21 protein-coding genes and 2 pseudogenes are annotated in these 23,502 nt (G+C 55.7%); 11 read left to right on the top strand and 12 right to left on the bottom strand.

All coding sequences use genetic code 11. The annotated features are described in order from the left end of the window. Positions 1-12 precede the first annotated feature (12 nt). The 5 genes from RB_RS02295 to RB_RS02315 all read right to left on the bottom strand — a co-directional run bounded on the left by RB_RS02295 (position 13) and on the right by RB_RS02315 (position 6,624). Positions 13-1,923, bottom strand: coding sequence for a prenyltransferase/squalene oxidase repeat-containing protein (locus RB_RS02295; RefSeq protein ID WP_011118237.1), 1,911 nt, complete (start codon positions 1,921-1,923; stop codon positions 13-15). 18 nt (positions 1,924-1,941) lie between these two features. Beyond that, on the bottom strand, positions 1,942-2,340 hold the full coding sequence (locus tag RB_RS02300) for an ExbD/TolR family protein (RefSeq protein ID WP_011118238.1): 399 nt from the start codon (positions 2,338-2,340) through the stop codon (positions 1,942-1,944). Next, a complete protein-coding gene (locus RB_RS02305; protein ID WP_011118239.1) occupies positions 2,340-3,395 on the bottom strand; it encodes a MotA/TolQ/ExbB proton channel family protein in 1,056 nt (351 codons plus the stop codon). Before RB_RS02305 ends, RB_RS02300 begins: the two co-directional genes overlap by 1 nt. Beyond that, positions 3,392-5,335, bottom strand: a complete 1,944-nt coding sequence (locus tag RB_RS02310; protein WP_164921387.1) for a tetratricopeptide repeat protein — start codon at positions 5,333-5,335, stop codon at positions 3,392-3,394. Before RB_RS02310 ends, RB_RS02305 begins: the two co-directional genes overlap by 4 nt. A gap of 116 nt (positions 5,336-5,451) precedes the next feature. Then, a complete protein-coding gene (locus RB_RS02315; protein WP_007341012.1) occupies positions 5,452-6,624 on the bottom strand; it encodes a DegT/DnrJ/EryC1/StrS family aminotransferase in 1,173 nt (390 codons plus the stop codon). A 163-nt stretch (positions 6,625-6,787) separates the two neighbouring features. Between RB_RS02315 and RB_RS02320 the strand changes: the two genes are divergently transcribed. Both RB_RS02320 and RB_RS02325 read left to right on the top strand, forming a co-directional pair. Continuing rightward, on the top strand, positions 6,788-7,573 hold the full coding sequence (locus RB_RS02320) for a hypothetical protein (RefSeq protein ID WP_164921388.1): 786 nt from the start codon (positions 6,788-6,790) through the stop codon (positions 7,571-7,573). An 83-nt stretch (positions 7,574-7,656) separates the two neighbouring features. Continuing rightward, positions 7,657-8,124, top strand: coding sequence for a hypothetical protein (locus RB_RS02325; protein WP_007327803.1), 468 nt, complete (start codon positions 7,657-7,659; stop codon positions 8,122-8,124). Positions 8,125-8,469: 345 nt separating this feature from the next. Here RB_RS02325 and RB_RS02330 read toward each other — a convergent pair whose 3' ends face one another. Next, positions 8,470-8,727 (bottom strand): integrase, encoded by a 258-nt coding sequence (locus RB_RS02330; RefSeq protein WP_315851293.1) that lies wholly within the window; start codon positions 8,725-8,727, stop codon positions 8,470-8,472. Between the two features lie 957 nt (positions 8,728-9,684). On the opposite strand from RB_RS02330, the gene RB_RS02350 reads away from it, so the two are divergent. Next, positions 9,685-10,179, top strand: a complete 495-nt coding sequence (locus tag RB_RS02350) for a hypothetical protein (RefSeq protein WP_011118248.1) — start codon at positions 9,685-9,687, stop codon at positions 10,177-10,179. A 421-nt stretch (positions 10,180-10,600) separates the two neighbouring features. On the opposite strand, the pseudogene RB_RS02355 reads toward RB_RS02350, so the two are convergent. After that, positions 10,601-11,395, bottom strand: a pseudogene (locus RB_RS02355) (IS91 family transposase); the annotation flags it as partial. 68 nt (positions 11,396-11,463) lie between these two features. Between RB_RS02355 and RB_RS02360 the strand changes: the two are divergent. Then, a protein-coding gene (locus tag RB_RS02360; RefSeq protein WP_164921275.1) for an IS3-like element ISRba6 family transposase occupies positions 11,464-12,635 on the top strand; the annotation gives its coding sequence in 2 pieces (ribosomal slippage) (positions 11,464-11,713 and positions 11,713-12,635; 1,173 coding nt in all). Between the two features lie 69 nt (positions 12,636-12,704). Here the strand turns inward: RB_RS02360 and RB_RS02365 are convergent. Both RB_RS02365 and RB_RS02370 read right to left on the bottom strand, forming a co-directional pair. Next, a pseudogene (locus tag RB_RS02365) lies at positions 12,705-13,061 on the bottom strand (IS91 family transposase); the annotation flags it as partial. 14 nt (positions 13,062-13,075) lie between these two features. Beyond that, positions 13,076-14,116, bottom strand: coding sequence for a tyrosine-type recombinase/integrase (locus tag RB_RS02370; RefSeq protein WP_164921390.1), 1,041 nt, complete (start codon positions 14,114-14,116; stop codon positions 13,076-13,078). Positions 14,117-14,418: 302 nt separating this feature from the next. Between RB_RS02370 and RB_RS02375 the strand changes: the two genes are divergently transcribed. From RB_RS02375 to RB_RS27975, 6 genes are all read left to right on the top strand, one after another. Beyond that, complete coding sequence (locus tag RB_RS02375) at positions 14,419-14,886, top strand: hypothetical protein (RefSeq protein WP_164921391.1); 468 nt, start codon at positions 14,419-14,421, stop codon at positions 14,884-14,886. A 99-nt stretch (positions 14,887-14,985) separates the two neighbouring features. Beyond that, positions 14,986-15,483 (top strand): GNAT family N-acetyltransferase, encoded by a 498-nt coding sequence (locus RB_RS02380; RefSeq protein ID WP_011118255.1) that lies wholly within the window; start codon positions 14,986-14,988, stop codon positions 15,481-15,483. A gap of 95 nt (positions 15,484-15,578) precedes the next feature. Continuing rightward, positions 15,579-16,022, top strand: a complete 444-nt coding sequence (locus RB_RS02385; protein ID WP_231846139.1) for a hypothetical protein — start codon at positions 15,579-15,581, stop codon at positions 16,020-16,022. 97 nt (positions 16,023-16,119) lie between these two features. Next, on the top strand, positions 16,120-16,650 hold the full coding sequence (locus tag RB_RS28470; protein WP_164921393.1) for a type II secretion system protein: 531 nt from the start codon (positions 16,120-16,122) through the stop codon (positions 16,648-16,650). Between the two features lie 119 nt (positions 16,651-16,769). Next, a complete protein-coding gene (locus RB_RS02395) occupies positions 16,770-17,261 on the top strand; it encodes a hypothetical protein (RefSeq protein WP_011118258.1) in 492 nt (163 codons plus the stop codon). Positions 17,262-17,411: 150 nt separating this feature from the next. Then, positions 17,412-17,780 carry a helix-turn-helix domain-containing protein gene (locus RB_RS27975; RefSeq protein WP_011118260.1) on the top strand — a complete coding sequence of 123 codons (369 nt, stop codon included), beginning with the start codon at positions 17,412-17,414 and terminating at the stop codon, positions 17,778-17,780. 512 nt (positions 17,781-18,292) lie between these two features. Here RB_RS27975 and RB_RS02410 read toward each other — a convergent pair. After that, positions 18,293-19,663, bottom strand: coding sequence for a sulfatase (locus RB_RS02410; RefSeq protein ID WP_011118263.1), 1,371 nt, complete (start codon positions 19,661-19,663; stop codon positions 18,293-18,295). A 468-nt stretch (positions 19,664-20,131) separates the two neighbouring features. Here RB_RS02410 and RB_RS02415 point away from each other — a divergent pair, with 468 nt between their 5' ends. Beyond that, positions 20,132-21,082: a PEP-CTERM sorting domain-containing protein gene (locus tag RB_RS02415; protein WP_011118264.1), complete on the top strand. Its 951-nt coding sequence runs from the start codon at positions 20,132-20,134 to the stop codon at positions 21,080-21,082. A 114-nt stretch (positions 21,083-21,196) separates the two neighbouring features. On the opposite strand, the gene RB_RS02420 is transcribed toward RB_RS02415, so the two are convergent. Beyond that, positions 21,197-22,042: a sugar phosphate isomerase/epimerase family protein gene (locus RB_RS02420; RefSeq protein ID WP_011118265.1), complete on the bottom strand. Its 846-nt coding sequence runs from the start codon at positions 22,040-22,042 to the stop codon at positions 21,197-21,199. Between the two features lie 100 nt (positions 22,043-22,142). Next, positions 22,143-23,492, bottom strand: a complete 1,350-nt coding sequence (gene mgtE / locus RB_RS02425; RefSeq protein WP_011118267.1) for a magnesium transporter — start codon at positions 23,490-23,492, stop codon at positions 22,143-22,145. Positions 23,493-23,502 lie beyond the last annotated feature (10 nt).

Raw genomic sequence — 23,502 nt, forward strand, 5'->3', positions numbered from 1 at the left:
ACTCCTCGTTATTCACTCGGGACGGCGGGAGTGTCTGTAGTAACTTTCCAAACAAAGCGTGGCCATCGACGTTGTGTAGACCGTGCCACCGTAGCCACCCCACAACGATTGATCCGACCAAGACCCATCAGGTTGTTGCGTGGACAGCAATCGTTGTTTCAGCGCCGCGTTCCAGATTTCCCAGGCGTCGTCCTGCAATTGATGCAGCGCCATCGTGGCGTAGTACCAGTAGTAAAAGTTGTCCGGGCCGTTGCCTTGGCCGGGCAAGTTGGCCAGCAGAACGGACTCGGCTTCGCGAATGGTTGCGTCAGGCAGCTTTTGACCGATCAGCAATCGTGTCGCGAGGGCTTCGGCGGTCATCGTTGGCGAAGTCGGTTCGCCGGGGCGATAGCAGGCTTGTCCGCCCGAGCGTCCCCGCCGGACCGAATCCAGGAAGCGTGCAATGCCATCGGACATGCGACGATTCTGCGGAACGGCACCGGATCGATCCGCGGAGTCGATCAACAACGCTTGCCAACCAAGTTGACTGAGGTCGCCCGTGTCGCCTCGGTTGTATCGCCATCCACCGGTGACGGGATGTTGCATCGAACGGGTGTAGGCGACCGCTCGGCGAGTGGCTTCCATCGCGGATGGGTCGGCGGTCATTGCAGCGGTTTCGGCGAAAGCCAAACCCGCCATCGCGTGGCTGTAGTGAGCCGCGTAAACGGACGCGTTGCTGGCCAGAGACCCATCAGTTCGTTGTCGAGACAGCAAGAATGCGAGGCCGCGATAAACGGTGTCTCGATGTTCGCCTTCTTGATGAGTGTGTCCGGAACCAAGCATCGATAGCAACGCCAACCCGGTGATCGCGGTTTCGGCGTTGCGTCCAGCACCACCACGATGCAGTCCCAGCGGCGCGCGTTCTTGGCCGGCACCAGTTGTCTTGGGATCCCAGGCTCCGTCGCTGCGTTGTTGCGAGGCGAGGTATTTCAGTGCCGCTTCGACGGCCGCTTCGGTGTCGGCGTTGCCGCCATTTTGAATCAAGGCTCGCGCTTTGGCGGCACCGGCTCGCGAAGCGAAATCTTCATCGATGGTTCCGGCGGAATGTTCTTTGGGAAGCGAGGCCGCCGGGCGAACCGATGCAATCTTTGCTATGGCGTCGTCATGGGTGGAACGAACCGTTTGAGATTCGCCACTTCGAGAAGATGGCGAGGTCATCTCTGGAGATGACTGCTCCATCGTTTCTTTGGCGGGTTCCTCCACTGGATCCGCGAGTGCCGTTTGCAGCCAATCGTCGATGCTGGAATCAAGAGCGTCGGTCGCCGCCGCTTCGGTATCGACGGACTCCGTCGGTGCAGGCTGAGTAGGAATCGCTGCCGACGCAAGTGTCGCCGGCATGGATGGCAATGGGATCTCTACCGCGGGAGGTGCAATGTCGGAATCTGGTTCGTGATTGGAATCATCGGTGGCGAGCGGTTCGGACGATTCCACATCCACTTCGCGTTCAGGAATCAGTGGCTCGGGCAACTTCAACGCGGCCAAAGGCGATGCTTCGACGGGCGCCTCGGAGGAATCCTGCAGCGTTTCCAGCATCTCGGGATCGAACATCGACACGGCGATATCGGCAGCACCGGCGTCAGCGGCTGAATCAGAAACCGGACCGCCACCGGACCAAAACACAGACAATTTGGGCACGTACACGATCAGCACGCCGTGCAACGCAACCGACAGAATCAAGCAGACAATCGCGGCACCGCGTCCGCTGGTTTTGCGGCGGCGAAACAGCACGATCGTGATGACAAGAAACGTCACCGCGACCAGGGCGACACCACGAACGATGTTGGGGTCGGCCCAGAGAGTTTCCAGGTTGTTCCACGAAGCGACCGACGGCGTTTCAGAAACGCCTGCTACCGGAATCATCGGCGTGGTCGAGACATTTGGCATATGCGAAACGGAAAAGGGTTAGCGTCGTTCGCTGACGCCCATTTTTTGCACGCCGGCGAGCTCAATCTGACGCATGACTTGCACTACGTGATGCAGCGAACTGTCGCTGTCGCCACGCACGCTGACTTGCAGTCCGGGATAAACCGAACGTTGTTGCTTCAAAGTTTCGGTGAGTTGATCGGATGACATCGGGATGCCATCCAGTAGGAGCGAACCATCGCTGCGAACTTCCACGATGCGTTGGTCGGGCGTACGAGCCATCGACTGCATGTCGGCCGAAGCCACGTTGACTTGCACGCCGCTGTCGTTGGAATCCATCTTGCTGCTGACCATGAAGAAGATCACCAGCAAGAACACCACATCGATCATCGGTGTCAGGTTGATCGTCGCGTCTTCGGTTCCGCGATTGCGTTTCATCAGGCTGCCCGTCGTTTACGAGGAGCCTTTGCCGTGCCCGCGTTCTCCAGTCCTTCGGCGGAGATGCAATCGATCACTCGTTGGCAGAGCTTGTCGATCTCTCCAAGGTAACCATCGGATTTGGCACCGAAGTACATGTAGGCCAGATACGCCGGAATCGCCACGCTCAGCCCGCCAGCGGTGGTCATCAGCGCGGTGCTGATTCCCGATGCCAGCAAATCGCTTTCACCCGCACTGGGATCCGCGATGGTTTCAAAAGCTTGGATCATTCCCAAAACCGTGCCCAACAACCCGATCAGCGGTGTGACGTTGCTGATCGCGTGGAAGACTCGCAAGAATCGACGCAACGAATCGCCGACACGATCGCCCGCGTCAATCACGGCTTGTTCGATTTCCAACATCGGACGACCCCAGCGACGAACCGCGGCATGGAACACTTCCGCGACGGGGCAATCGAATTCGTCGCAAATCGAGGTGGCTTCTTCGTAGCTGAGTTGTCCGTCTTCGACACACTCGGTGAATCGTCGAACAAACGGTTTGGGGATCACACGGCTGCGACGCAGCGAGATCAGGCGTTCCATCGAAAGTCCCAAGACGATCAGCGAGCAGATCGCGAGCGGGATCATCAGCATGCCGCCCTCGGCGATCTTGCTGATGAAGGCGGGCGGTTCCCAAGCGGCTTCGGACTCAGCGGACGGATCGCCTTCTCCGGCGAGTTGATCGGTTGCGGGGGCTTCCGGGATCGACATCCCACCGGTGTTGCGAGCCGCAATTTGAGCAACCGGTTCGGACGCACCGTATTGCCCGCCACCAAAGTTGTTTTGATTTCCGGCGGCGCCGTATGGATCGTTGTAGTTGTTATCGAAGCCGTTGTTTGTTCGCGGTTGGTTGTAGCCCCGGCTGCCGAAGTTTTGAGCGATGGCCGAAGCGTGCCAGTTCGACCAAATCGACAACCCAACCGTCAGAACGACGACCGGTAAAAATCGCGACGCGACCGCAAGCGTTGGACGCAAGCGGTTGGCGTTGGGACGAGTCTTGTCTCGATGTGAATTCATCGTCGAAGTGGGGATTCAGAGGAGGCGTCCGGTGACAACGCGGCCAATCGGCGGCGGGCTCCGGTCGCATGTTGGCTGTTCGCAAAGCGACGCACCAAGGTGGAATAGCAGACAGCGGCCTCGCGTGTCCGCCCCAATTTTTCAAACGACTTGCCGGCTTGCACCAACGCCGCAGCGGTCCATTGGCCTTCGCCGCTGATACCCTCGACCAATCGGTACGCGTCAATCGCTTCACCGAACCGTTCTTGCATGTAATAAGTTTCGCCGATCATCCATTGGGCTCGACCGCGAGCGTCCTCGTCAGCTGATCCGAGTCTCACAACGCTTTCGAGCAGCGCACGACCGCGATCGAAATTCAGTTGTCGCACCTCCACGTCGGCGGCCAACAAATTGACCAGCGCCGATTGCGGTGATGTCGGTGAGATCGCGGCTCGAGCAGCGGCGATTCGTTGTGCGGCTTCCGTGATCGATCCGGATGAGGATGCCGTTTCTGCAAGTCGAAGAAGGGTCGGGAAGTCGTCGGCCCCGCCTTCGTCCACGATGCGTTGCCACCATTTCAAGGATGACTTGGCGTCACCGGTTTGAAGCAACGCTTCGGCAAACAAACGTTCGACGTGCAAGTTGCGTCCGCGAAGTTCAGCGGTTTGATCGTTGCCATCGAAGAAGGACTCTTCGTCTTTGGCCGCCATCGCAAGAATCGACCAGTTCGATGTACGCCCGGCCCAGCGACACGCCGATTCGCGAACGCCGGCGGTAATGATCGGGTCGGCGTCTTGGCCGGTGTTGGGTTGTTTCGGTGCAACGGGCGAGATCCATCGCATCGCAATGCGTTGGGCGTCGGCATCGAGGTCGTTGCTGGTCAGTTGTTCCAGGATCGCCGCGGTCATGTCGCCGGTTTGATCTCGCGTGGCGATGGCACTCGCATAAATTGATTCCGCGTTGGCGTCGTTTTTATGAGCGGACACCAACAAACCAATCGCGGCAGGTTTCAGCGTGGAGGTGAACTGAGGCGACGCGATTAGCTTCTTCGCGTGAGTGATCAAGTGATCGGCCAGCGGACCATCGCAAGGTTCCAGCGGATGGTTGCCGCAGTGCGATACGATGGCTTGCAGGCACGCACTGGAATCCGCGTGTTGCGTGAGCAATCGCTCGAGTGTTTGGTCAGCTGATTCGGATTGCCCCGTTCGAAATTGACACGACATCTGCATCAACAACGCGGAAGGCACGTCGGCGTGTTCCGAATGATGTTTTAAGAATTGATCGATCGCTGTCAGAGCGGCTTGGTCGTCTTCGCCAGACATGGCTGTGCACCACGCCAATCCCAATCTTGCCGTCGCCAGTTGAGGGCTGTCGCCGCTGTCGATGACCATGTTGTAGGTCGATTGAGCCAATTCGAGTTGACCGTCGTCCAACAATCCCGATGCGACAGTCATGCATGTCGCCGTCCATTCAGGGCTGGTCACGCCGAGTTGGCTGACCTCACCAAGCCAACGATGGGCGTCGGTGGGACGGCCGGATCGTGACAATCCGTTGGCTGCGCTCAGCAACAGGTTGGCCGTTTGTTCGGCGCTCAGTGAGTTTGGATCGCTTTCTCGCAACCGCATCACGGCATAGGCGGCCATGTCGTGAACATCGGCGGCGTTTTCAACTTGGTTGCCGCTGGAATCCAACCGGCGAGCCAGTTGAACCAGAGCGGCGATGGATCGAATCGATGAACCTTCGTTGGCCGCGATTGTGCGAGCGGTCGCGATCGCGTCGTCCCACTTGGCACCGTGCGTTTGTTGCAACAGTTGGCCGGTTGCAGCAGCGAGTTCCGAATCGTCCGCGGTCGCAAACGTCGGGGCCGGCAATGCAAGCAGCACGCAAACCAACCCGATGGATTTCCAACGAGTGGTTGTTTGGCGAAGGGAATGTTTCGACTGGTTTTGAGTCACAGTCATGGCTGAATCGAAGAGTCGTGATGAGGGATTCAGAGAGCCGTGTTCCATGAAGAGCGGGCGAGTGTCCGAAAGTCGGCTGACCCTGGAGACTCGCCCGTTCGAAACGAGTGATTGGATCAAGCCGCCGCGCGGTTGGCTTGTTGAAAGAACGATGCCACCGAGTCGACGACGCGAATTTGTTCCGCTTCGGTCAACGATGGGAAGATCGGCAAGTTCAACACTTCGGCACTGGCCGCTTCGGTGTGCTTCAAACCGTCGTGACGGAATGGAACATCTTGGAAGCATTCTTGTTGGTGCATTGGAACCGGATAGTAGATTTCCGATCCGATCTTGCGTTCGGACAAATGGGCTCGCAGTGCGTCGCGTCGACCGCCGGGAACTCGCAGCGTGTATTGGTTCCAAACGTGTCGAGCGTTGCTGTCGTGGTATGGCGTGCCGAGTTGGTCATCGCCAACCAAACCGGCTTCGGTCAACAATCGGGTGTAGCGATTCGCGTTGATCGTGCGAGCTTCCACGGCGGCATCAAGGTGACGCAATTTGACGCGGAGCACGGCGGCTTGGAACGTGTCCAGTCGGCTATTGATGCCAACGACTTGGTGGTAGTAGCGCGGTCGCATCCCGTGACCGGCGAACAATCGCAGACGATCAGCAAAACCAGCGTCGGTGGCGGTCAAGATTCCGCCGTCGCCCATTCCGCCCAGGTTCTTGGTCGGATAAAAGCTGAAGCAACCTGCCGTTCCCCAATTGCCAGCCGGGCGATCTTTGTACGCCGCACCGATGGCTTGGGCAGCATCTTCGATGACGGGAATGTCATGCTCGGATGCAATTTCGCAAATCCGATCGATTTGGGCACATTGGCCGAACAAGTGAACCGGAATAATCGCGGCTGTCTTTTCGGTGATCAGTGACGCGATCGATTCAGGATCGACGTTGTATGTGTCGGGGCAAATGTCCGCAAAGACGGGAGTCGCACCCAAGCGGGTGATGCAGCTGACCGACGCAAAGAAGGTGAAGCTCGGCACGATGACTTCGTCGCCCGCTTTGATGTCCAATGCCATCAAAGCCAACAGCAACGCGTCACTTCCGGACGCACAACCGACCGCGTTGGGCGTTTGGGTGTAGGCGGCGACTTCGTTTTCCAATTCGGTCACGTCCGGACCAAACAGGAAACGTCCACTGTCGAGCACTTCGGTGAGTGCTTCGAGGAATTCGTCGCGGTGCGGGGCGTTGTCGCGATTGACATCCAACAGAGGGACGCCGGGGGTGCTATCAGTCATGGCGAGACTCATCCGTGAAATATATGCGGGATAGTCGAAAGTCCATTTTCGACCGTGTTGACGCACTGACGCGTTCAAACACTTCTGCTTCAATACGAGGCGTCACAGTAAAACGTCAAGACCGAACCAGCGAAGACGCACTCCAAGATCCTCCCCACAATTTCACGAAAACCACATGGCGAAGAACAAAAAAGCCAGAATCCCACACAAATTCCTGCCTTGGATCGCAATCCGAAAACAATACAGCCTGACCCACGCCGAAGTCCAAATGGCTCGGGAATTGGGTTTGGAGCCACGCAGATTCCCGAGCTACGCGAATATCAAGGACCAACCTTGGAAAAAGCCGCTCAAAGAATTCATCGCTGAGCTGTACCTGAAACAAACCGGCAAAGAACAACCCGAAACGGTCTACTCGATGGAGGACCTGGCGGCTCAACATGTGGCTCGTCGACTGGCGAAAAAACAAGCCAAACTCGAACGTCTCGCATCGGAAGGGCCCGAGGACGAACCTGACGAAACCGTCTGGCCAAACGCCGAGTCGACCGAAACAGCAGCGGAAACCGCCGAATCAGAAGCGATTCCCACAGCCGAAGCTGAGACCCAGCCCATCGCCCAGCCCGTCGCTGAGTCAACGCCTCCGGTCGCCGAACCCGAGCAACCTGCACACGTTCCAGAGCCCATTGAAGTCGAAACGTCGACAACCGAAACGGAGTTGGAGACACCCGAGCCACAACCGCAGGCACCCGCCGCTGACGTGGTTGTTGCGGATCCCGAACCGGAAGCGGATCCTGAGCCGGTTGCGGCGAAACCCGATCCTGAACCCACTGCCCAACCCGTGCCGAAGGAAGCTCCGCCGGCGAAACCTGCCAGTCCGTGGGAGGCGGCCAGAGCTCGATTGAATGCGAAATCGGAAGCGAATCCCGACGATCCGGATTTGACATCGGGCCCCGCGGCGACTTAGCCTGATGGTTTGCAAACTGCGTCAATTCACCGCCACGCACCTTTTCGCGGCGGTCACTGCCCTTGATTGGAAAGAGTTAAACGATGGCTAAACGTTGGATCTCAGCTCTGGCTGTCCTGTTGGTCGCTGCCACCACCGTGGTTGCTGCGGACGCCGTGGAGAAAACCGTGGACCTGAAAGACGTGAAGTGCGTCGTCGCTCCACGTGATGCTCAAGCGAGCAAGTCAGCCGAATACAAAGAAGGCAAGGTGTTCTTCTGCTGCAACGGTTGCGAAGGCAAATTCACCAAGACACCTGAGAAGTTCGCAACTCAGGCCAACCGCCAACTGGTTCAAACCAAACAGTACGAACAGAAGGCATGCCCATTCAGTGGCGGCAAAGTGAACCCTGAAACGTTGATCACTGTCGACGGAGCCAAGGTTGCTTTCTGCTGCAACGGCTGCAAAGGCAAGGTCGAAGGCACCGAAGAAAAGAAGCAAGCTGAATTGGTCTTCAACGACAAAGCGTTCAGCAAAGGTTTTCAAAAGAAAGCCGACAAGACCGACGGTTGATAGACCGTTGCATCGCTCGAAAAACGAAACCCAGTTGGAATCCCCAACTGGGTTTTTTCGTAGCAACGTTTCTTCCCCGTCAACGGCTCCGAATCGCGACAAAGCCCGCAACTCCAATTTCACCCGTCACCGACAGACGCCCCCAGTCATCCCGCTCTGTCTCCGCCCCAATGACCCGTAACCGACTGAGGCCGTCAGTCGCCCCACCCTCCCTTCACCAAACACCCGTAACCGACTGAGGCCGTCAGTCGCCCTACTCTCCCTTCTCCAAACACCCGTAACCGACTGAGGCTCTCAGTCGGCCACCCCCATCTCCGCTCAACCAACCGTAACCGACTGAGGCCCTCAGTCGGCCCGAGCGCAACCCGCAACCGCCACCTCGTCCCGCACCAACCGATCCAACAGACTGACCACCTTCGCCTCGTTCGGATTCCGCACATGCGTGTCGATCTCCGTCGTCTTCACGTCGTTGTGCCCCAGCAACTGCTGAATCTGACGAATGTCGGTTCCCTGCCACAGCAGCAACCCATGTGGCTTAGGCTTCCAGCCTGAGAATCCCACCTCACAACCCGCTGCACAAGCGACGCGTGAACAACAAGTCACAATGTTAGCGGTGCGGCGCAAGCCGCCCGGTGAGGAACCGGAGGGCTCGCGCCCTTCCGCTACGTCACTCGTTGTTCACGTGGTTCCAAGCAAGGCCTCCCAGCATCGTCGCAGTGGTCCGCTACTGGTTAATGTTGTTCCGGTCACAACCCGCCGCGTAAGCAAGGCTGCACCCACAACACGCCACATGTGTCAGGATCCAGTCACAACCCGCAGCGTAAGCAAGGCTGTTAGTCCCAACCCGCCGCGTAAGCGACGCGTGAACAACAAGTCACGATGTTAGCGGTGTGGCGCAAGCCGCCCGGTGAGAAACCGGAGGGTTCGCGCGTTTCCGCTACGTCACTTGTTGTTCACGTGGTTCCAAGCAAGGCCTCCCAGCATCGTCGCAGTGGTCCGCTATTGGTTAAAGTTGTTCCAGTCACAACCCGCCGCGTAGGCAAGGCCTCCCAGCATCTCCTCCTCCTGCCGATCAAACATAAAATTCTTCCAGAACGCTCAAACGCAACCAGAGGCAACGCCTCCACATCAGCCACCAAGACTGTCTCGAGAGCGTGAACAAGCTAGGCGAGAAACTCGCTGAAACCACCGCTCAAAGCGTGCGGTTTTGTCCACCGGTTACGAAAATGTTTGCAAGCGGGGAGCGGATCCCCAAGAATACGATGGGAATTTCACTGGACACTTTTGCGAGCATCAAAGGCTGCGGTCCTTTGGCTCGCGTTCTGCCGTCAAATTGTCAATTGAGATCAATCCGAGGACGCAACGTCCTGGAAGTGTCACGGTGAGAACAAGTCACCCACGTGGACGAAGTCCGCACCGACCGATGAGAACAAGTGCCCGGAAGGCAACTTATTCCCACCGGCAAACCGTGTAGAATAAACCTCACCACTTATTCCCACCTGTCCAACAGGTGATAAACAAGTTATCCGACTAAGCCATCATCACTCCTGTATCTCAAACATGATTTCCGAACCTTACCTTTTCTTTTCCCTCGTTGGTTGGCGGTTCATTGTTCTTCGCATGGCTCGCGTTGCCCTGATTTTTGCGGTGGTTGAATTTTTGCTGCACCACGTTGGCTCTCACCCAATAGAGGGCTATCTCGGCCACTTATGCTTGTATGTATTGGGATCGTTTGCGGCGGCGATGGTTCCGCGCCGGGTTGCTTTCGACGGCCACACCTTTTCGATGCGACTCTACGGAAGCTGGATTAAGAACGCTACGAGCGCGCCAGCTATGCCCATGCTGCTTAAGCAAGAACTCTCTGGTGACCTCTACCGAATCGTATGTATGTTCCCACTGTCCCCCGATGCGAAGCGCCACGTCCCTCTCGTTGACCTGATCGTGAGATCGCAGGACATCGCTACCCTCGATCAGTGGGCTGCAACTTCGCCTGGCTCCAAGACCGAGCCGACAAACCATTCACACGCGGCCGGAGTACCTCTTTCACTATTCTGACACGCCACCAAATACGGATAACCAATAAGGATTTGACTTCGCGTGGATGCGGCGGTTGAGTCACTTTCTCTTTCAGTTTTCTTCGTTCGCCGCGGTTTAGAACGCGTCGCCTAGCCGAAGCTCAAGTCCTCTGTTCAAGATGCCCGGGGGTGAATGACGAGGCGTTGATTAAGTCTCTCTTGGGAATTGCTTCCCGGCTGCGTTCTCTAACGAAGAGGCGGGTTGGCTCTGAAGCAGGTGACTTCCTGATCGGCCGTTTGCTCTCGGCCAGTTTCGCTGGGGAAGAGTTGCATGGAAGCGGATTGACGCTGATTGCCCGATGAGTTTTGAGCTTGAGATTGCCGTCGCGACATATCGCCCCCATTCGCCCTTCTGAAGACGTTCGAATTCGCTCGGTCGTTTCGCTTCCCTGGTTCATGCGTTAACCACTGTCGTAGTAAGTCAGCCCGTGCTCGGGGCGGATGCCCTGCGACGACAACGAGGTGTAGCTGACCTCGATCACTCGCATCACACCGCCGCACAGGCGACACTTCATCGGCACGGTCAGTGGTTCATCCTGTGGCGCGTAGCCGCTGCCCAGCCAGAACGTCCAGCCAAGCATCAGCCAGACCATCCACTTCACCTCCTCGACCTTCACCTTGCTGTTCCCGCTCATCCAACCGTAGTGGCGGATCTTCATGAAGTTCGTTGGCAGCACGTGCTGCAAGAAGTTGCCCACGAAGTCGTCGCCGGCAACGGTCTTGCTCTGCATCACGTTCCCTTTGCGACGGATTTGGTACGTCACCGTTTCCGAATTGACATCCATGATGCGACTGTCGTTGATCGCGACTCGATGAACGTACGGTGCCAGGTACTTCAGCGTCGGAACGCCGTGCCCAACCGGCTGGATGTCGACAACGAAGTCTTTCGACCAAGCTTCACGATCGATTTGGGCATAAAGACCTGCCGCTCGAAGCTCTTCGGCAAGCTTCGCCTTATAGGTGCGGATCAACGTGCCGTGATGGAACAAGAAGTTCTTCGGTGTGCTCTGCCATGACAGGGCGTGGCCAAGCTCATCCAGTTTCACTCCGCCGCCAGGAACGACATAGTGAACGTGCGGATGATAGACGGCCGGATCGCGACCCCAGGTATGAAGCACGCCGAAGAATCCAAGTTGGCATCCTTTCAGGCTCTTGGTTGCCGATCCCACATCGCGAATGCTCTGACTGCTCGCATTGGAATTGCCCACGAAAAGTTGACAGTGGGCCGGCGCACGTCAGACTTCTCTGACAGGAGAACCGATCCATGGACAAACGTCGAACATTTAGCCGCGAATACAAGCTGGCCGCAGTCAAGAAAGTCATCGAACAAGGCTTGTCGTACACCGCTGTCGCTAAAGACTTGGGGATCGGGGACAGCTTGATTCGCAAGTGGAAGAAGTCTTTTGACGAAGACGGAACATTCCAGGCCGAAGTAGTTGGTAGCCAATCCATTGAAGCCGAGCTGAGACGACTTCGCGAAGAGAATCGTCAACTCAAGATGGAACGCGACATTTTAAAAAAAGCGACGGCATTCTTCGCCAAAGAAAGTCACTGAGGTTGAAGTTCATTGGAGAGTGCCGCGATCGCTGGCCGATCGCAGTGCTCTGCCGAACCCTCGAAGTCACTCGCGCCGCTTATTACCGATTCGCCGGTCGCGGTCCCACAGCCACCGAGATCAAGCAAACCCAAATCATTCAAGCCGTCAAGGAAATCCGACTGGAAAAACATCACGATGCGTATGGAAGCCCGCGAATGCAACGAGCAATAGTCAAACGCGGTGTGGTGTGCTGCCGAAATACCGTCGCCAAATGCATGCGTCATGCGGGAATACAAGCCAATCGCCGCACCAAATTCAGAATATCGACCACTGACTCCAATCATGATCAGCCCATCGCCTCAAATTTGCTTGGCCAAAACTTCACGACCGAGGCAATCAATCGCGTCTGGCTAACGGACATCACCTACATCCCAACCCAAGAAGGCTCCACTTACCTCTGTGCATTCGTTGACCTGCATTCCCGCAAGATTGTCAGCTGGAAAACGAGCCGGAACATGGATTCGGAATTGGTGGTCGGGGCATTCGATCAAGCACTTACTTTTCGCAAGCCAAACGCGGGCCTGATCGTTCACAGCGATCGTGGCTCCCAATTCGCGAGCGATCATTTCCGCAGACGCCTGGCAGCCAGTGGGCTAGTTCAAAGCATGAGCCGTCGCGGGAACTGCTACGACAACGCACCGATGGAATCGTTCTTCAAGAGTTACAAAACCGAGGAAGCACAGCAGATTTACGACACGCACGAACACGCCACACGCGGCGTATCTGACTACATCGAACGATTTTACAACCCTCATCGCTTGCACTCGTCGCTGGGCTACCTCAGTCCAATCGATTTCGAGCAAGCGATCAAAGAACCGTCACTCGTAAGTGAGTCCTGACTCACAGGACTCACCGTTTACCTTTCCCTTAAGACCGGTCCACTGTCAACTTTTCGTGGGCAATTCCACATCGAACAAGCATCGGTAACCGTCACGTTGGTGAACGCGCAGCACCAAGCCAACCTCCCGGGGCACCGTGAAAGTGACCAAGAAGTGATGAACCGGCATCAGCTTGGCAGCCTGCGTTTCAATCCACGCCTGCGTCCGCTGGTGACCGCAGTTTGGGCAGTGCCGATTGCCACACGAACGTCCGACCCAGTGATCGCTTCCGCAACCGCCGCACTGGTAGTGAACACCACCGAGCGCACCGGTGCGACAACGAGTGATCGCGCCAAGAACTTTGTCTTCGGCGACCGAGATCGAATCGGCGTGTTGCTGCAGGTATGCCGGTGCGAATTGGCGAAGAGCCTCCGCAACCGTGGGCATTTGCGAGAGCGGGTTTACTCGCCGCTGCCAGGTAGACTACCGAACAGCCTTTCGATTTCTTCGCGAGCGTTGGCTTCGGCCGTATCCGTCAGATGCAGATAGACCATCGTGGTCTGCAGCGAAGAATGCCCCAAGTACTTTTGAATCACCTTCAGTCCCACGCCCGCTTCGAGCAAGTGCGTCGCATAGGAATGACGTAGCGTATGAATGCTGACCTTCTTGCCAAAGCGGAGGTTTTTCGTGATCTGCTTCATTGCTCCTTGAACGGCCGTTTCGCTCATCGGGGTCGTCGCTTCGCTGACGCCGTCTTTGGCGAGGTCATGCTTTCGTCCATCTGCCGGAAACAGAAAGCTTGGATGTCGATGACTGGCCCAGTAGTTTCGCAGAAGTCGAACGGTCGTCGTCGGCAGTGGCACGTACCGGTCCTTGGCTCCCTTGCCACGATGGACATGAACCCAGCCTCGCTCGGCGTCGATGTCACTGACCTGCAGATGCAACGCTTCATTGAGTCGGAGTCCCAGCGAATAGACGGTCCAGAAATAGACGAACATTCGCTGCGTGGTCGCTGAGCCGATCAGTTCATGAACCTGCTCGATCGTCAGCACCTCCGGCAACGTGGTGATGTTCTGGAGCTTGAGCATTTTGATGATTTCCCAGTCACGCTTGCAGGTGTGCGTGAAGAAGAACTTGATGCCCGAGAATGCCACGCGGAGTGATCCATAAGCAAAGTTGCGATCGTTCTTGAGGTGCAAAAAGAACTGCCGCACATGCTGCTCGGTCACCTGATCGGGACTGCAACCGGCGAAATCGGAGAGCTGCCTGACCGCTCGAATGTAGCCATCGTGAGTTCGTTTGGCCTTACCAGTCAGGTGCAAGTCTTCGGAGAGTCTCAGGCGAAGACTTTCAGGGAAGTGGGCTCCAGGTGCATTTTGCGGACTTTTTGAGCTAGAATTGGACATGTTGGTTTCCTTTTCAGGAGGAGTTGCTGAGCCGTTCTCAGCGAACAGCTCCTCCTGAAAGGATGCTTCCAACAATCCGCAACGCGCCCGTTCCACCACCAAACCGAAACCGCCGCGCTAGCGGCTTACTTGAACCATCGCATGCAACGGAGCGGCGGTGGAGCGGTCTTAGAAGTGGTTGCCCAACTCTCGCCGCCCGCTGATGCGTACCGTTACCGGATGAGATCGAATTGAGATAATTAATGCAGCGGCAAATTTACACATTGTTAATAATACTGCTTGCAGGTGTTTGCTATGCACAATCGCCTATCGCGCAAGGGACTGACGAGGACAAACGTTTCGTCTCGTCCGATCGGGTTTTCTCCTTGAAGTTGGCGGGGCTCGCTTAGAAGACGATTGTGCCGCGCGAGAAAGTTACAAGGCCAAATATCACGACTGTCGTTCACCTTGAAGGCGATGATCAACTTAAAGGTGCGATCGTGTACACCAAGATTCGTCCCGACTACCCTCAAGGGGACAAATTGCTGGATACGCAGAAGCCACGTTTCGAGGCGATGCAAAACGCGATTGGTGACAATTTCAAGCTCATAGACTCCAAGAATGAGGACGGCCGTTTTCTCCGCTACACCTTTAACGGAGAATCTTACGATAAGACTGTATTCCCATTTGGAGTAACCCGTTACCAAGGCAATGGTCCGCCAACGACGATCGGTGGACATCATTTTATCGTTCGCAACGGGTATTTTTTTGAGATTGCAGTCGTACTTGCGACCGACACTACCGACGCTGATAAACGTCAAAAAGAAGTTCATCGCGCACTGGATCGTATTCACAACGCGATGGACACTTCACCAAAAGACCGGTAACCAAGACGTGAACCGGAGAACGGCTTGCATGGTTTCACAGATGGAAAGTCAACTGTCCGTTCCCGGTTACGGGATCCGTTACCCGACTGATTCGACGCAATGATCCGTGACGCATCTAATGGTGACCTTGGCTGTCTCGCCGACGCTCTGGTTCGCGTTCAGCATCTTCATGCCGATGCGTACCCGTCCATTTACCGCCGCTTCACCCGCGCGGACGCCGTTTCGCACCTCGACGCATCACTAGCAAAGCCGGACATCACGATCCGGGTTGCTTGCGACTCGACCAAAATCATCGGCCATTACATACTTGCAATTGAATCAACTTCCGAATCGATTTTCAAGCATCCACAACGTTTCGCGCACCTGCACCAAATCGAAGTTGATCCTAAGTATCGTCGACGCGGCGTCGGAAAATGTCTTCTTGACGACGCGAGCTTGATCTCTGCTAAACTGGGGTTGTCTCGCGTGGTTCTGGATGTCTGGGCGTTCAACGCTGTCGCTCGAAGGCTGTTTGATTCGGCCGGTTTTTCCGCTTTCGGATCCAAACTTGTGCTTGACATCAAATCGAACCAACACGACGGGGTAGCCATCGGGTGAACCGGAGAACGCGAGCTGAGCGACTTGGCCGTTAGGAACTTTTCCGGGCGTTCCCGGTTACGCGTAACGTTATTTGGCGCGCAATGGAGGCGAGCATGAGATTGACGATGCCCATCATTATTCCGTTGCTCGCAGCCGCCTTTGGATGTCAGTTCTCGTCTCATGCCCCGAATCCGCAATGGCTCGCTGATTTTCAGAAGACAGACTCAATTCTGATTCGCAATCACGATCAACAACATGTGATCGCAGACGCGGAGGCAGTCAATCGATTGCGGAACGTCTACGAAAACGCAAAATGGAAACCGTATTGGCACACGTTGCCCGGAAACCTTGGTGATCGGACAATTGATCTACAGAACGGTGAAACAAATCTGAGGCACTTCAGCTACACTGGATCGCTGTGGGAAACTGAGTCATACACTGAGAATCGGACGGCTGAATTGTCAGACTCGGACGCACGATGGATCGAATCTCTGTTCGCCCTTGTTCCTGACGGTGAATCGCCGCAACTCCCGAAAAGCCAAATAACAAAGCCGTGAACCGGAGCACTCAATCGCGCGGCAACTGAAATCAAAGTCTTCCGTTCGTGCCCGGTTGCGGCAGGCGTTATCCGATTGAAATTTGAGAAGCCTCTCAATGTCGCGCGACAACAAATGCCGGGCAGTTACTCTAGTCGAGCTTCTTGTCGTATTTACCATCATCTTCATTTGCATGGCCTTGCTGTTACCCGCTGTGCAGTCGGCACGAGGTGCCGCACGCCGGACTCAGTGTGCAAGTAATATGCGTGAGGGCGTTCACTTCTGCCCTGACTCAACCAACGGATATAGCTATTTTAACAATCTCGGCATCTACGATGATCCGCTTGTGCACAACGCGACTCATTCCTCGATTCGAGTTATGGAACACAATGACGGTCCACTGATTCTCGATCCAAATTCTCCACCCGACATGAATCCTGACACCTGGTTCACGACGGCGAACATCGACGCTGGACTAGTTCCCCCGATTGTCGACAAGTACATCGCTCACAGGCGACACATTGGCGAAACCGCAAATTACCTTTTCCTCGACGGCCACATCGAGGTTATTGAATCTTCGGTTATCGAGGGGTGGGCAAAATCTGGTTTTAACTTCACTGCTGCTGGGATGGGTCTACCACCAAACTGAAAACGGATAACGATTGCGATGAACCGGAGGCAGTGTGCCCTCCGCTACGGCGGGTTGCCTTCGGCATTTTACCCGCCTCCGCTACGCCCCCACTATCGCTGGTGTTCCCCGACTGAAAAATGATGCCTCAACGTATTCGCTTCTCGCTACGTGCATTGCTGCTTTTGACCGGCGGAGTGGCTCTTGCGATTTCACTATTCTTCGCCTGGCCGTCAAGCGGTGCACTGATTGGACCTTCGCTCTTCCTTCTGTTCTTTCTCTGCTCAACGGCCCTACTCTTCGCCCGGAAAAACGCCGGGTGCAAGCGTATGCTTCGGCTATCCGTTGCATCACTGGCATTCATTGTGCTGCTCTATGCGTCCTTCGGCCCGGCCTCGTGGGCGATGGCTCGCTTCAACACGCCCGGCTCAAAGATTCCGTGGGCCTATGAAGCCTACTCGTATGTCTATCGGCCGATCGCAACGAATCTCATTTTTTCGCCTGCACCGATACGCTCTGCATCAATCCGATACACTGCTTGGTGGATGCCTGACGGGGCGGAATTTCACGACTGGGGCATTGGTCTCGGCTGGTCTGTTCCTGGCTGGACATACACCGTAATACATTACTGAACCCAAACGTGTGAATTCAAACCCGAAACTGAATTTTTAGAGCTTTGAAAAAACGAAAGGTTTTTCAACGCCCCCTGGCGAAAGACCGACTGAGCCCGCCAAATTGTTTGGAGCTTCAAATCCCAACAACTCAGACGGACTCAGTCAGCTATGGCACATCTTACCTTTCACCAACGCGTTGTCATCTCTGTTATGCAACGAGACGGCAAGAAACAGAAAGAGATCGCGGAAGCAATTGAAGTATCTCCCTCCACTGTTTCTCGTGAGCTGGCAAGGAACCACATCACAGGCAAGCACTATCACCCATTGCATGCCGAACGCCGAGCCAACTTCCTGAAGAAGAGGCCATCGGTCATCAGCAAGTTGGAGGACCCGGAGCTCTTTGAGGTCGTGTCTGAGAAGCTCGCTCTCAACTGGAGTCCAGAGCAGATCAGTGGGTATCTGAAAGCCGCTATGCTGCTAAACCTATGGCCTCGTAAACGGCACGGCTATCAGGCACCGGCGTCGCTCTTCAAGTGATTTCGCGAAAGATTGCGCTTCGGATTTGGATTCACAATCGTGGGGGATCATCCCGTGCACCGGTGGCGGGTGATGTTCGCACGATGAGATGATGCGTGTGCTTTTGCCCCCATCGCCTCGTCTTCGTCAGGCGTCGACGAATTTGCTTTTGCCGGAACTTCGCTTCGCTTGGTCCGGCCTACTTTGTTTCGGGCGGATTCCCAGCGCATAGCCCTGGCTGAAATAGTAATGCGTCCGTGGGGCGCGTCCTGCATGCGCTGATGCGTCGTTGACGAATCAACAAGCCGTAGTGGGAGGGGACGCGTGCCAGCTTCTCATCCTCGCGTACGCCTGACCGGCGTCGCTCGTTCTCTCCCCGAACGACGTTCCGGGAGAGGTTCGCAAATGAAGAAACCCGCCAGAAGGTATCACCAGATAACTGTACGTTCTCGCAGATGCGAAGACTGCCGGGCTTCTGCAGGCTACATTGAAGTCGCGTTCAAAACGTTGAGTTGGCAGGGGGGCCGATTTGGTTAGCGCGCGGGCTTCACGGCATTCTTCGGCAACCATTTCGCGAGCTCATTCTTGACGATTTGGAGCCCCGGCTTATTGGCCAAGTTTTCGTACTCGTACGGGTCGTTTAGGCTGTCGTACAGTTCTTCGTCGCCGTTGGCGTATCGGATGTAGCGATACTGTTCGCTTCGAACGGCATGGTTCTCATAGCCGTGTGTCGTGATCGCGGGAACGTTCCAGGCTGCATTTGGGTTCTGGAGCAACGATGTGATTTCGCGTCCTTCCACGTGATCCGGAATGGGCACTCCAGCAAGCTTGCACAGCGTCGGGTAGACCGACATCAAATCCACGGTCCGTTCGCATCTTGCCCCCGGCGTGGTCATTCCGGGGACGACCCAGATCATCGGGGTTCGTGTGGGTTCTTCCCACAAGGCGAATTTACGCCAATGCTGCTTTTCGCCAAGCGACCAACCGTGATCGGTCCACAGAACGAGAATTGTGTTGTCCTTTTGTGGACTGTTCTCATACGCGTCAAGCAATCGACCCAAGTTCATGTCGGTGTATGCACATGTCGCCAGATAAGACTGGATCGCCGCCTTCCAGCGTCCTGACTTCAGGAATTTTTTGTGGTCGCCATCAGCACCTGCCATCCGCACACCCGCCGGAGGCAAATCATCCAAATCATTTTCGCGGTGAGGCGGAAGCTGGATGGATTCCAGCGGAAAGGCCTCGTAGTATTTTCTCGGTGCAACGAATGGCAAATGCGGTTTGTAAAGACCGCAGGCGATAAAGAAGGGTTGGTCGGACTCCGAGTTCAAGCGTTCGATGCAGTAGTCGGTCGTGTGCCAATCGATCAGGTCTTCATCCTTCAAGTCTGGATGAATTTTGTCGTTGTGATATCCGTCCATCTTTTGAACGCCGGGACCATTGGACGAGAACCCTTTTTTGGACATGTAGTTGGTCCATTCGGAGGGATGAAAATCCATCGAATGATAAATCTTGCCCGCACCGAACACGTTGTATCCGGCGTTCATGAATTGAGCCGCCATGCCATCGCCGGCGGGTTGGTACTTCTTCCACTGGTCGCCGTTCTTGTAGCAACCGGTTGTCCAAGGTCGACGCCCACCCATCAACGCGCATCGAGATGGTTCACAAGCGGGAACGGCGCAGTAGGCGTTCGTGAACGCCACGCCCATCTTGGCCAGCCGATCGAAGTTGGGCGTTTGAGCTTGAGGATTCCGCCCCATGAACGTCAACCAATGATTGAGGTCATCAACCGCCACCATCAACACATTGGGTTGCTTCTTTGGCACCGTTTCGGCAGCGGGAACGTACGTCTGAAAAGAGAGAAGCACAATGCAGAGAACGATCCAGAGCAATCTGAAAGACATGGCAGAATTGATAGGGAAATGTGGGGAGAGGAAGGTGGGAACCGACGATCCAGCTAAGCAGGTTGGCAGGAATGAACGGGCATATCCGTGCGAGCCGATCGGGTGTTCGCCCCGGTTGTACGTGAGAGCAACCACGCTCGCCAAAACCGTTTCAATGCCGAAAGACTTCTGCCGTCTTGCTTGGAGGCTCAGATTGTAGATGAGTACTTGGTGCCGCTGGGAACCTGTTCGAGGTAACGGAAAAGCGTTCGATGCGACATGGAACGAATCAGAAGCTACGCCTTGACTTGGGTGTGGTCGTTCTGACGGCAACTGCGAGAGGGCAAGCAAATATCAGGGCGGTTTCTGATCGTTTCTACGTGACTTCGTTGCATTCAAAGACGCATCTGTGAACGAATTAACAGCACGGGTTAACCCTCGATCTTCAAATTTCTCTGCTTTCCCCCTACAAAGAGTTGATAGATTGAGATGGCCAGGACGTTCAGGCTGACTTTTCTTTCAAGGTTAAGAGGTTTGCAAATGAGGTGGTTTTTATTGGGATGGTCAATCTGTGCCATCATGTGTTCGGCGGGAAATGCCCAAGCTGCCGTAGTCGGAGGCAATAGTTCGTCCGATTTCCTTACTGCGGATTTGGAATTGGCTCTCTTGCCACTTGTAGTAGGTGGTGTTGTGGTCGATGCCGAACTTAGTGGATTGGCATCTTCGTCAGGAGTGTCACCAGCGCCCTACAGCGAGAATCCCTCGGCGGTGTCTATCAATGCCAATGCAGGCATTATCCCGGGCGGTTCATCGGGCGACGTTTTGGACGTTACATCAAGTGCGGTTACGCCGTCAGTAAGTTCGAATGTCGACGGCTTGTCTGGCATCCGCTTCGCGAATTCCAGTCACTCAATTGCAAATCTCGACTTGTCCGTGGTTGAATTGGCCTCTGCAGATCTGATTTCGATCACAGCAGTTGCAATTAATGTGACATCGGCCGTCAATGGTGAATTCGGCTCGCTTGATTCAGTAGGGACAATGAACGTTGAGGATCTAGTGATTCGTGTGGGGAACTCAGTTGTCGCGACGCTGGATGGGACGATCGCCCCAAACACAGGGATCAACCTCTCGGTATCCTCAGGAGGGTTACCGCTGGACATTGAGGGGGCGTCGTTAATCCTCAACGAACAAGTGACGACCGGAGATGGAACTAGCAGTTTGGGTTTGGCGACCAATGCTATCAGCTTGAGATTCATTGAAACTGAAGTTACCGGTGTAGGTGAACTCAATGGGAGCGTCCTCGTTGGTCAAACAACTGCGGGGCTTCAAGCTTCGGCAGTTCCAGAACCCTCTTCGCTGGCTTTGCTGGGAGTCGTTGGTTTCGGCGGTGCCTTTTGGAGAGGCCGACGCAAAGTTGCTGGGTCGGCAAGCCAAGTATAAGGAGTTGGTCCAGATTGGAATGTCGCCCATTGAGTCCGAAGGATGATCGGTGTTTTCCGATCACAGGAATCGATGGGCGATTTCGGTGCGCCGCTTTCAAGCGGGTACTCAGACTCAGGCCAACACTTCGCCGCGGATTTTTGTGAGCAATTCGATTGCGTCGCCGATCTCTGCTTTCTGACGTGCCGGGTCTTCTGGGATTTCGCGTTCGATCGTCAGTGGTCCGGCGTAGCCGATTTCGCGCAGCGTCTTCAGATACGTTTCCATGCCGACGTCGCCTTGTCCGAGCGGGACTTCGCGACCGAAGGTGATGCCTGGTTGGTCGCTCCACACACCGTCTTTGCAGTGGACGCTACGCACGTGCGAGCCAACTTTGCGAAGTGCTTCGATTGGGTCGCCGGATCCGTACAAGATCATATTGGCGGGATCGAAGTTGATCTTCAAATTGTCGCGTTCGACTGAATCGATGAACGTCAGCAACCCGTCCGCTGTTTCTTGCCCGGTTTCCAGGTGCAAGAATTGTTCGTTGGACCGACAATGATCACACAGTTGTTGGGTGACTTCGACGATGCCTTCGTAGTCCGCGTCCGCCGGATCGTGCGGAACGAATCCGATGTGCAACGCAACGCAGTCGACGCCCAACACGCGAGCGAAGTCGCTGATTTCCATCATCTCCTTGAGGCGAGCCTGACGTGTCGCCGGCGGAACCAACCCCACTGTTTTGACGACCGTTGGAATGTCGGCGTAGCTTTCGCCTTCGAAGCCACCGAAGACGGCAGTGCACTGGATGCCATGTTCATCGAGTTGCGATTTAAACTTCTGAGCGGCTTCGGGAGTTCGGTTGTCAGCGTGCGGGGCGTGCAGCTGGATGGTGGGCAAACCAAGTTCGCGAATGACCGGCCAAGCAACTCCTAGGCCCGCGTCGATGGAAGCGAATACACCAATGGGCCAAGACGACATAGATCGGTCCTTTCAAAGAGTTGCTCGATGAATTGAGAGACGGTGAGAAGCAACGAAGCAAGCGAGCCACCGAGCGGATGGTTTCACCGGTTGGGCGGAATCATCCGAGCAGAACGCGGGCAACGTTGATGTAAATCACGATGCCTAAGATATCAACAATTCCGGCCACAAAGGGGTTACTCATCAAAGCGGGGTCCAATCCCATCCGTTTAAACAGAATTGGCAGCGTGACACCGCACATGCAGCCGCAGAAAATCACGGACAGCAATGTGCATGGGATCACCAATGCGGCCCACGCCGTCGGAGCGATCGCCAAGGCGACCAAAAAGCCGATCAGCGCCAAAAAGCCGCCCAAGAGCAGCGAAACCACAAATTCTCGCGAAAGAACTCGGGGCAGATCACTGTTTTTGACTTCGCCGCCGGTCATCGCGGTGATGACCAAGGTCGCAGATTGGCTGCCCGAGTTGCCGCCGGCACTGATGATCAAAGGGATGAACCACACCAGCCAAGCGAATGTTTCCAGTTCTTCTTCGTAAGCTCGCAGTGCAAATGCGGTGAGCAATGCGGCGAAGAACAAAATCGTCAGCCAGATGCCGCGTTTGTACGACAGTTTGAACAAACCGATTCGCAGGAAGTCATCTTCGAGCGGCGCGACCGCGGCGATTCGTTGGGCATCTTCGGTCAATTCTTCTCGCACCACGTCGATGACATCATCGTGCGTGATGATGCCCAACAGTTGGCGGCCCGAGTCGACCACGGGAATGGCCAGCAAGTTGAACCGCTCAACCTTCCCGGCGACTGATTCTTGGTCTTCGTTGACCAGAGCGACGACGACGTCGGTTTCCATCAAGTCGCCAAGCGTCTTGGTCGTGTTGCTGATCGCTGAAACCAATTGCCGTGCCGAGACGATGCCACGCAACAAGTTGTTGTCGTCGACGACATACAGATAGTAAATCGTCTCGAGATCGCTGGCCCGGCGTCCCAGTTCTTCGAGTGCCTCGCGAGCGGTGAAACGCTCGGCCAACTTGGCGACGTCGGTCGTCATCAACGACCCGGCGGTGCCTTCGACATACGAACGCAAACGTTCGATGTCGCGGCGGTCGATTGCCGGCAACAGCGGCAAGATGTTCGCGACCGTTTCCGCGGGCAACGCGTGGATCAAGTCGACACGGTCATCGGGCGGAATTTCTTCGACCAACGCGGCGGCCTGATCGGCCGGTTCTCGCGTCAGCATTTTTAGTTTTCGGTTTTCTTCGAAGTACCCGAAAATCTCGGCACGCCGATAAGGCTCGGCGTACTGCAACACCGCCCAAACTTCGGCGTCTTCCAACCCTTCCATGAACTCGGCCGTGCGTCCAGGATTCAGCGTGACGCAAAATTCCCGCAGATCGGTTTCCTGACCGAGTTGCAGCATTTCGCGAAGTTCGGGCAGGAAGAGCGTGTTGACCATGGGGACCTTC

The organism is Rhodopirellula baltica SH 1 (assembly GCF_000196115.1).
Lineage (GTDB): Bacteria > Planctomycetota > Planctomycetia > Pirellulales > Pirellulaceae > Rhodopirellula > Rhodopirellula baltica.

Excerpts from the sequence above, each read along its gene's own strand:
- RB_RS02295 (WP_011118237.1), bottom strand. The coding sequence starts at position 1,923 with ATGCCAAATGTCTCGACCACGCCGATGATTCCGGTAGCAGGCGTTTCT.
- RB_RS02300 (WP_011118238.1), bottom strand. The coding sequence starts at position 2,340 with ATGAAACGCAATCGCGGAACCGAAGACGCGACGATCAACCTGACACCG.
- RB_RS02305 (WP_011118239.1), bottom strand. The coding sequence starts at position 3,395 with ATGAATTCACATCGAGACAAGACTCGTCCCAACGCCAACCGCTTGCGT.
- RB_RS02310 (WP_164921387.1), bottom strand. The coding sequence starts at position 5,335 with ATGACTGTGACTCAAAACCAGTCGAAACATTCCCTTCGCCAAACAACC.
- RB_RS02315 (WP_007341012.1), bottom strand. The coding sequence starts at position 6,624 with ATGAGTCTCGCCATGACTGATAGCACCCCCGGCGTCCCTCTGTTGGAT.
- RB_RS02320 (WP_164921388.1), top strand. The coding sequence starts at position 6,788 with ATGGCGAAGAACAAAAAAGCCAGAATCCCACACAAATTCCTGCCTTGG.
- RB_RS02325 (WP_007327803.1), top strand. The coding sequence starts at position 7,657 with ATGGCTAAACGTTGGATCTCAGCTCTGGCTGTCCTGTTGGTCGCTGCC.
- RB_RS02350 (WP_011118248.1), top strand. The coding sequence starts at position 9,685 with ATGATTTCCGAACCTTACCTTTTCTTTTCCCTCGTTGGTTGGCGGTTC.
- RB_RS02380 (WP_011118255.1), top strand. The coding sequence starts at position 14,986 with ATGATCCGTGACGCATCTAATGGTGACCTTGGCTGTCTCGCCGACGCT.
- RB_RS02385 (WP_231846139.1), top strand. The coding sequence starts at position 15,579 with ATGAGATTGACGATGCCCATCATTATTCCGTTGCTCGCAGCCGCCTTT.
- RB_RS28470 (WP_164921393.1), top strand. The coding sequence starts at position 16,120 with ATGTCGCGCGACAACAAATGCCGGGCAGTTACTCTAGTCGAGCTTCTT.
- RB_RS02395 (WP_011118258.1), top strand. The coding sequence starts at position 16,770 with ATGATGCCTCAACGTATTCGCTTCTCGCTACGTGCATTGCTGCTTTTG.
- RB_RS27975 (WP_011118260.1), top strand. The coding sequence starts at position 17,412 with ATGGCACATCTTACCTTTCACCAACGCGTTGTCATCTCTGTTATGCAA.
- RB_RS02410 (WP_011118263.1), bottom strand. The coding sequence starts at position 19,663 with ATGTCTTTCAGATTGCTCTGGATCGTTCTCTGCATTGTGCTTCTCTCT.
- RB_RS02415 (WP_011118264.1), top strand. The coding sequence starts at position 20,132 with ATGGCCAGGACGTTCAGGCTGACTTTTCTTTCAAGGTTAAGAGGTTTG.
- RB_RS02420 (WP_011118265.1), bottom strand. The coding sequence starts at position 22,042 with ATGTCGTCTTGGCCCATTGGTGTATTCGCTTCCATCGACGCGGGCCTA.
- mgtE (WP_011118267.1), bottom strand. The coding sequence starts at position 23,492 with ATGGTCAACACGCTCTTCCTGCCCGAACTTCGCGAAATGCTGCAACTC.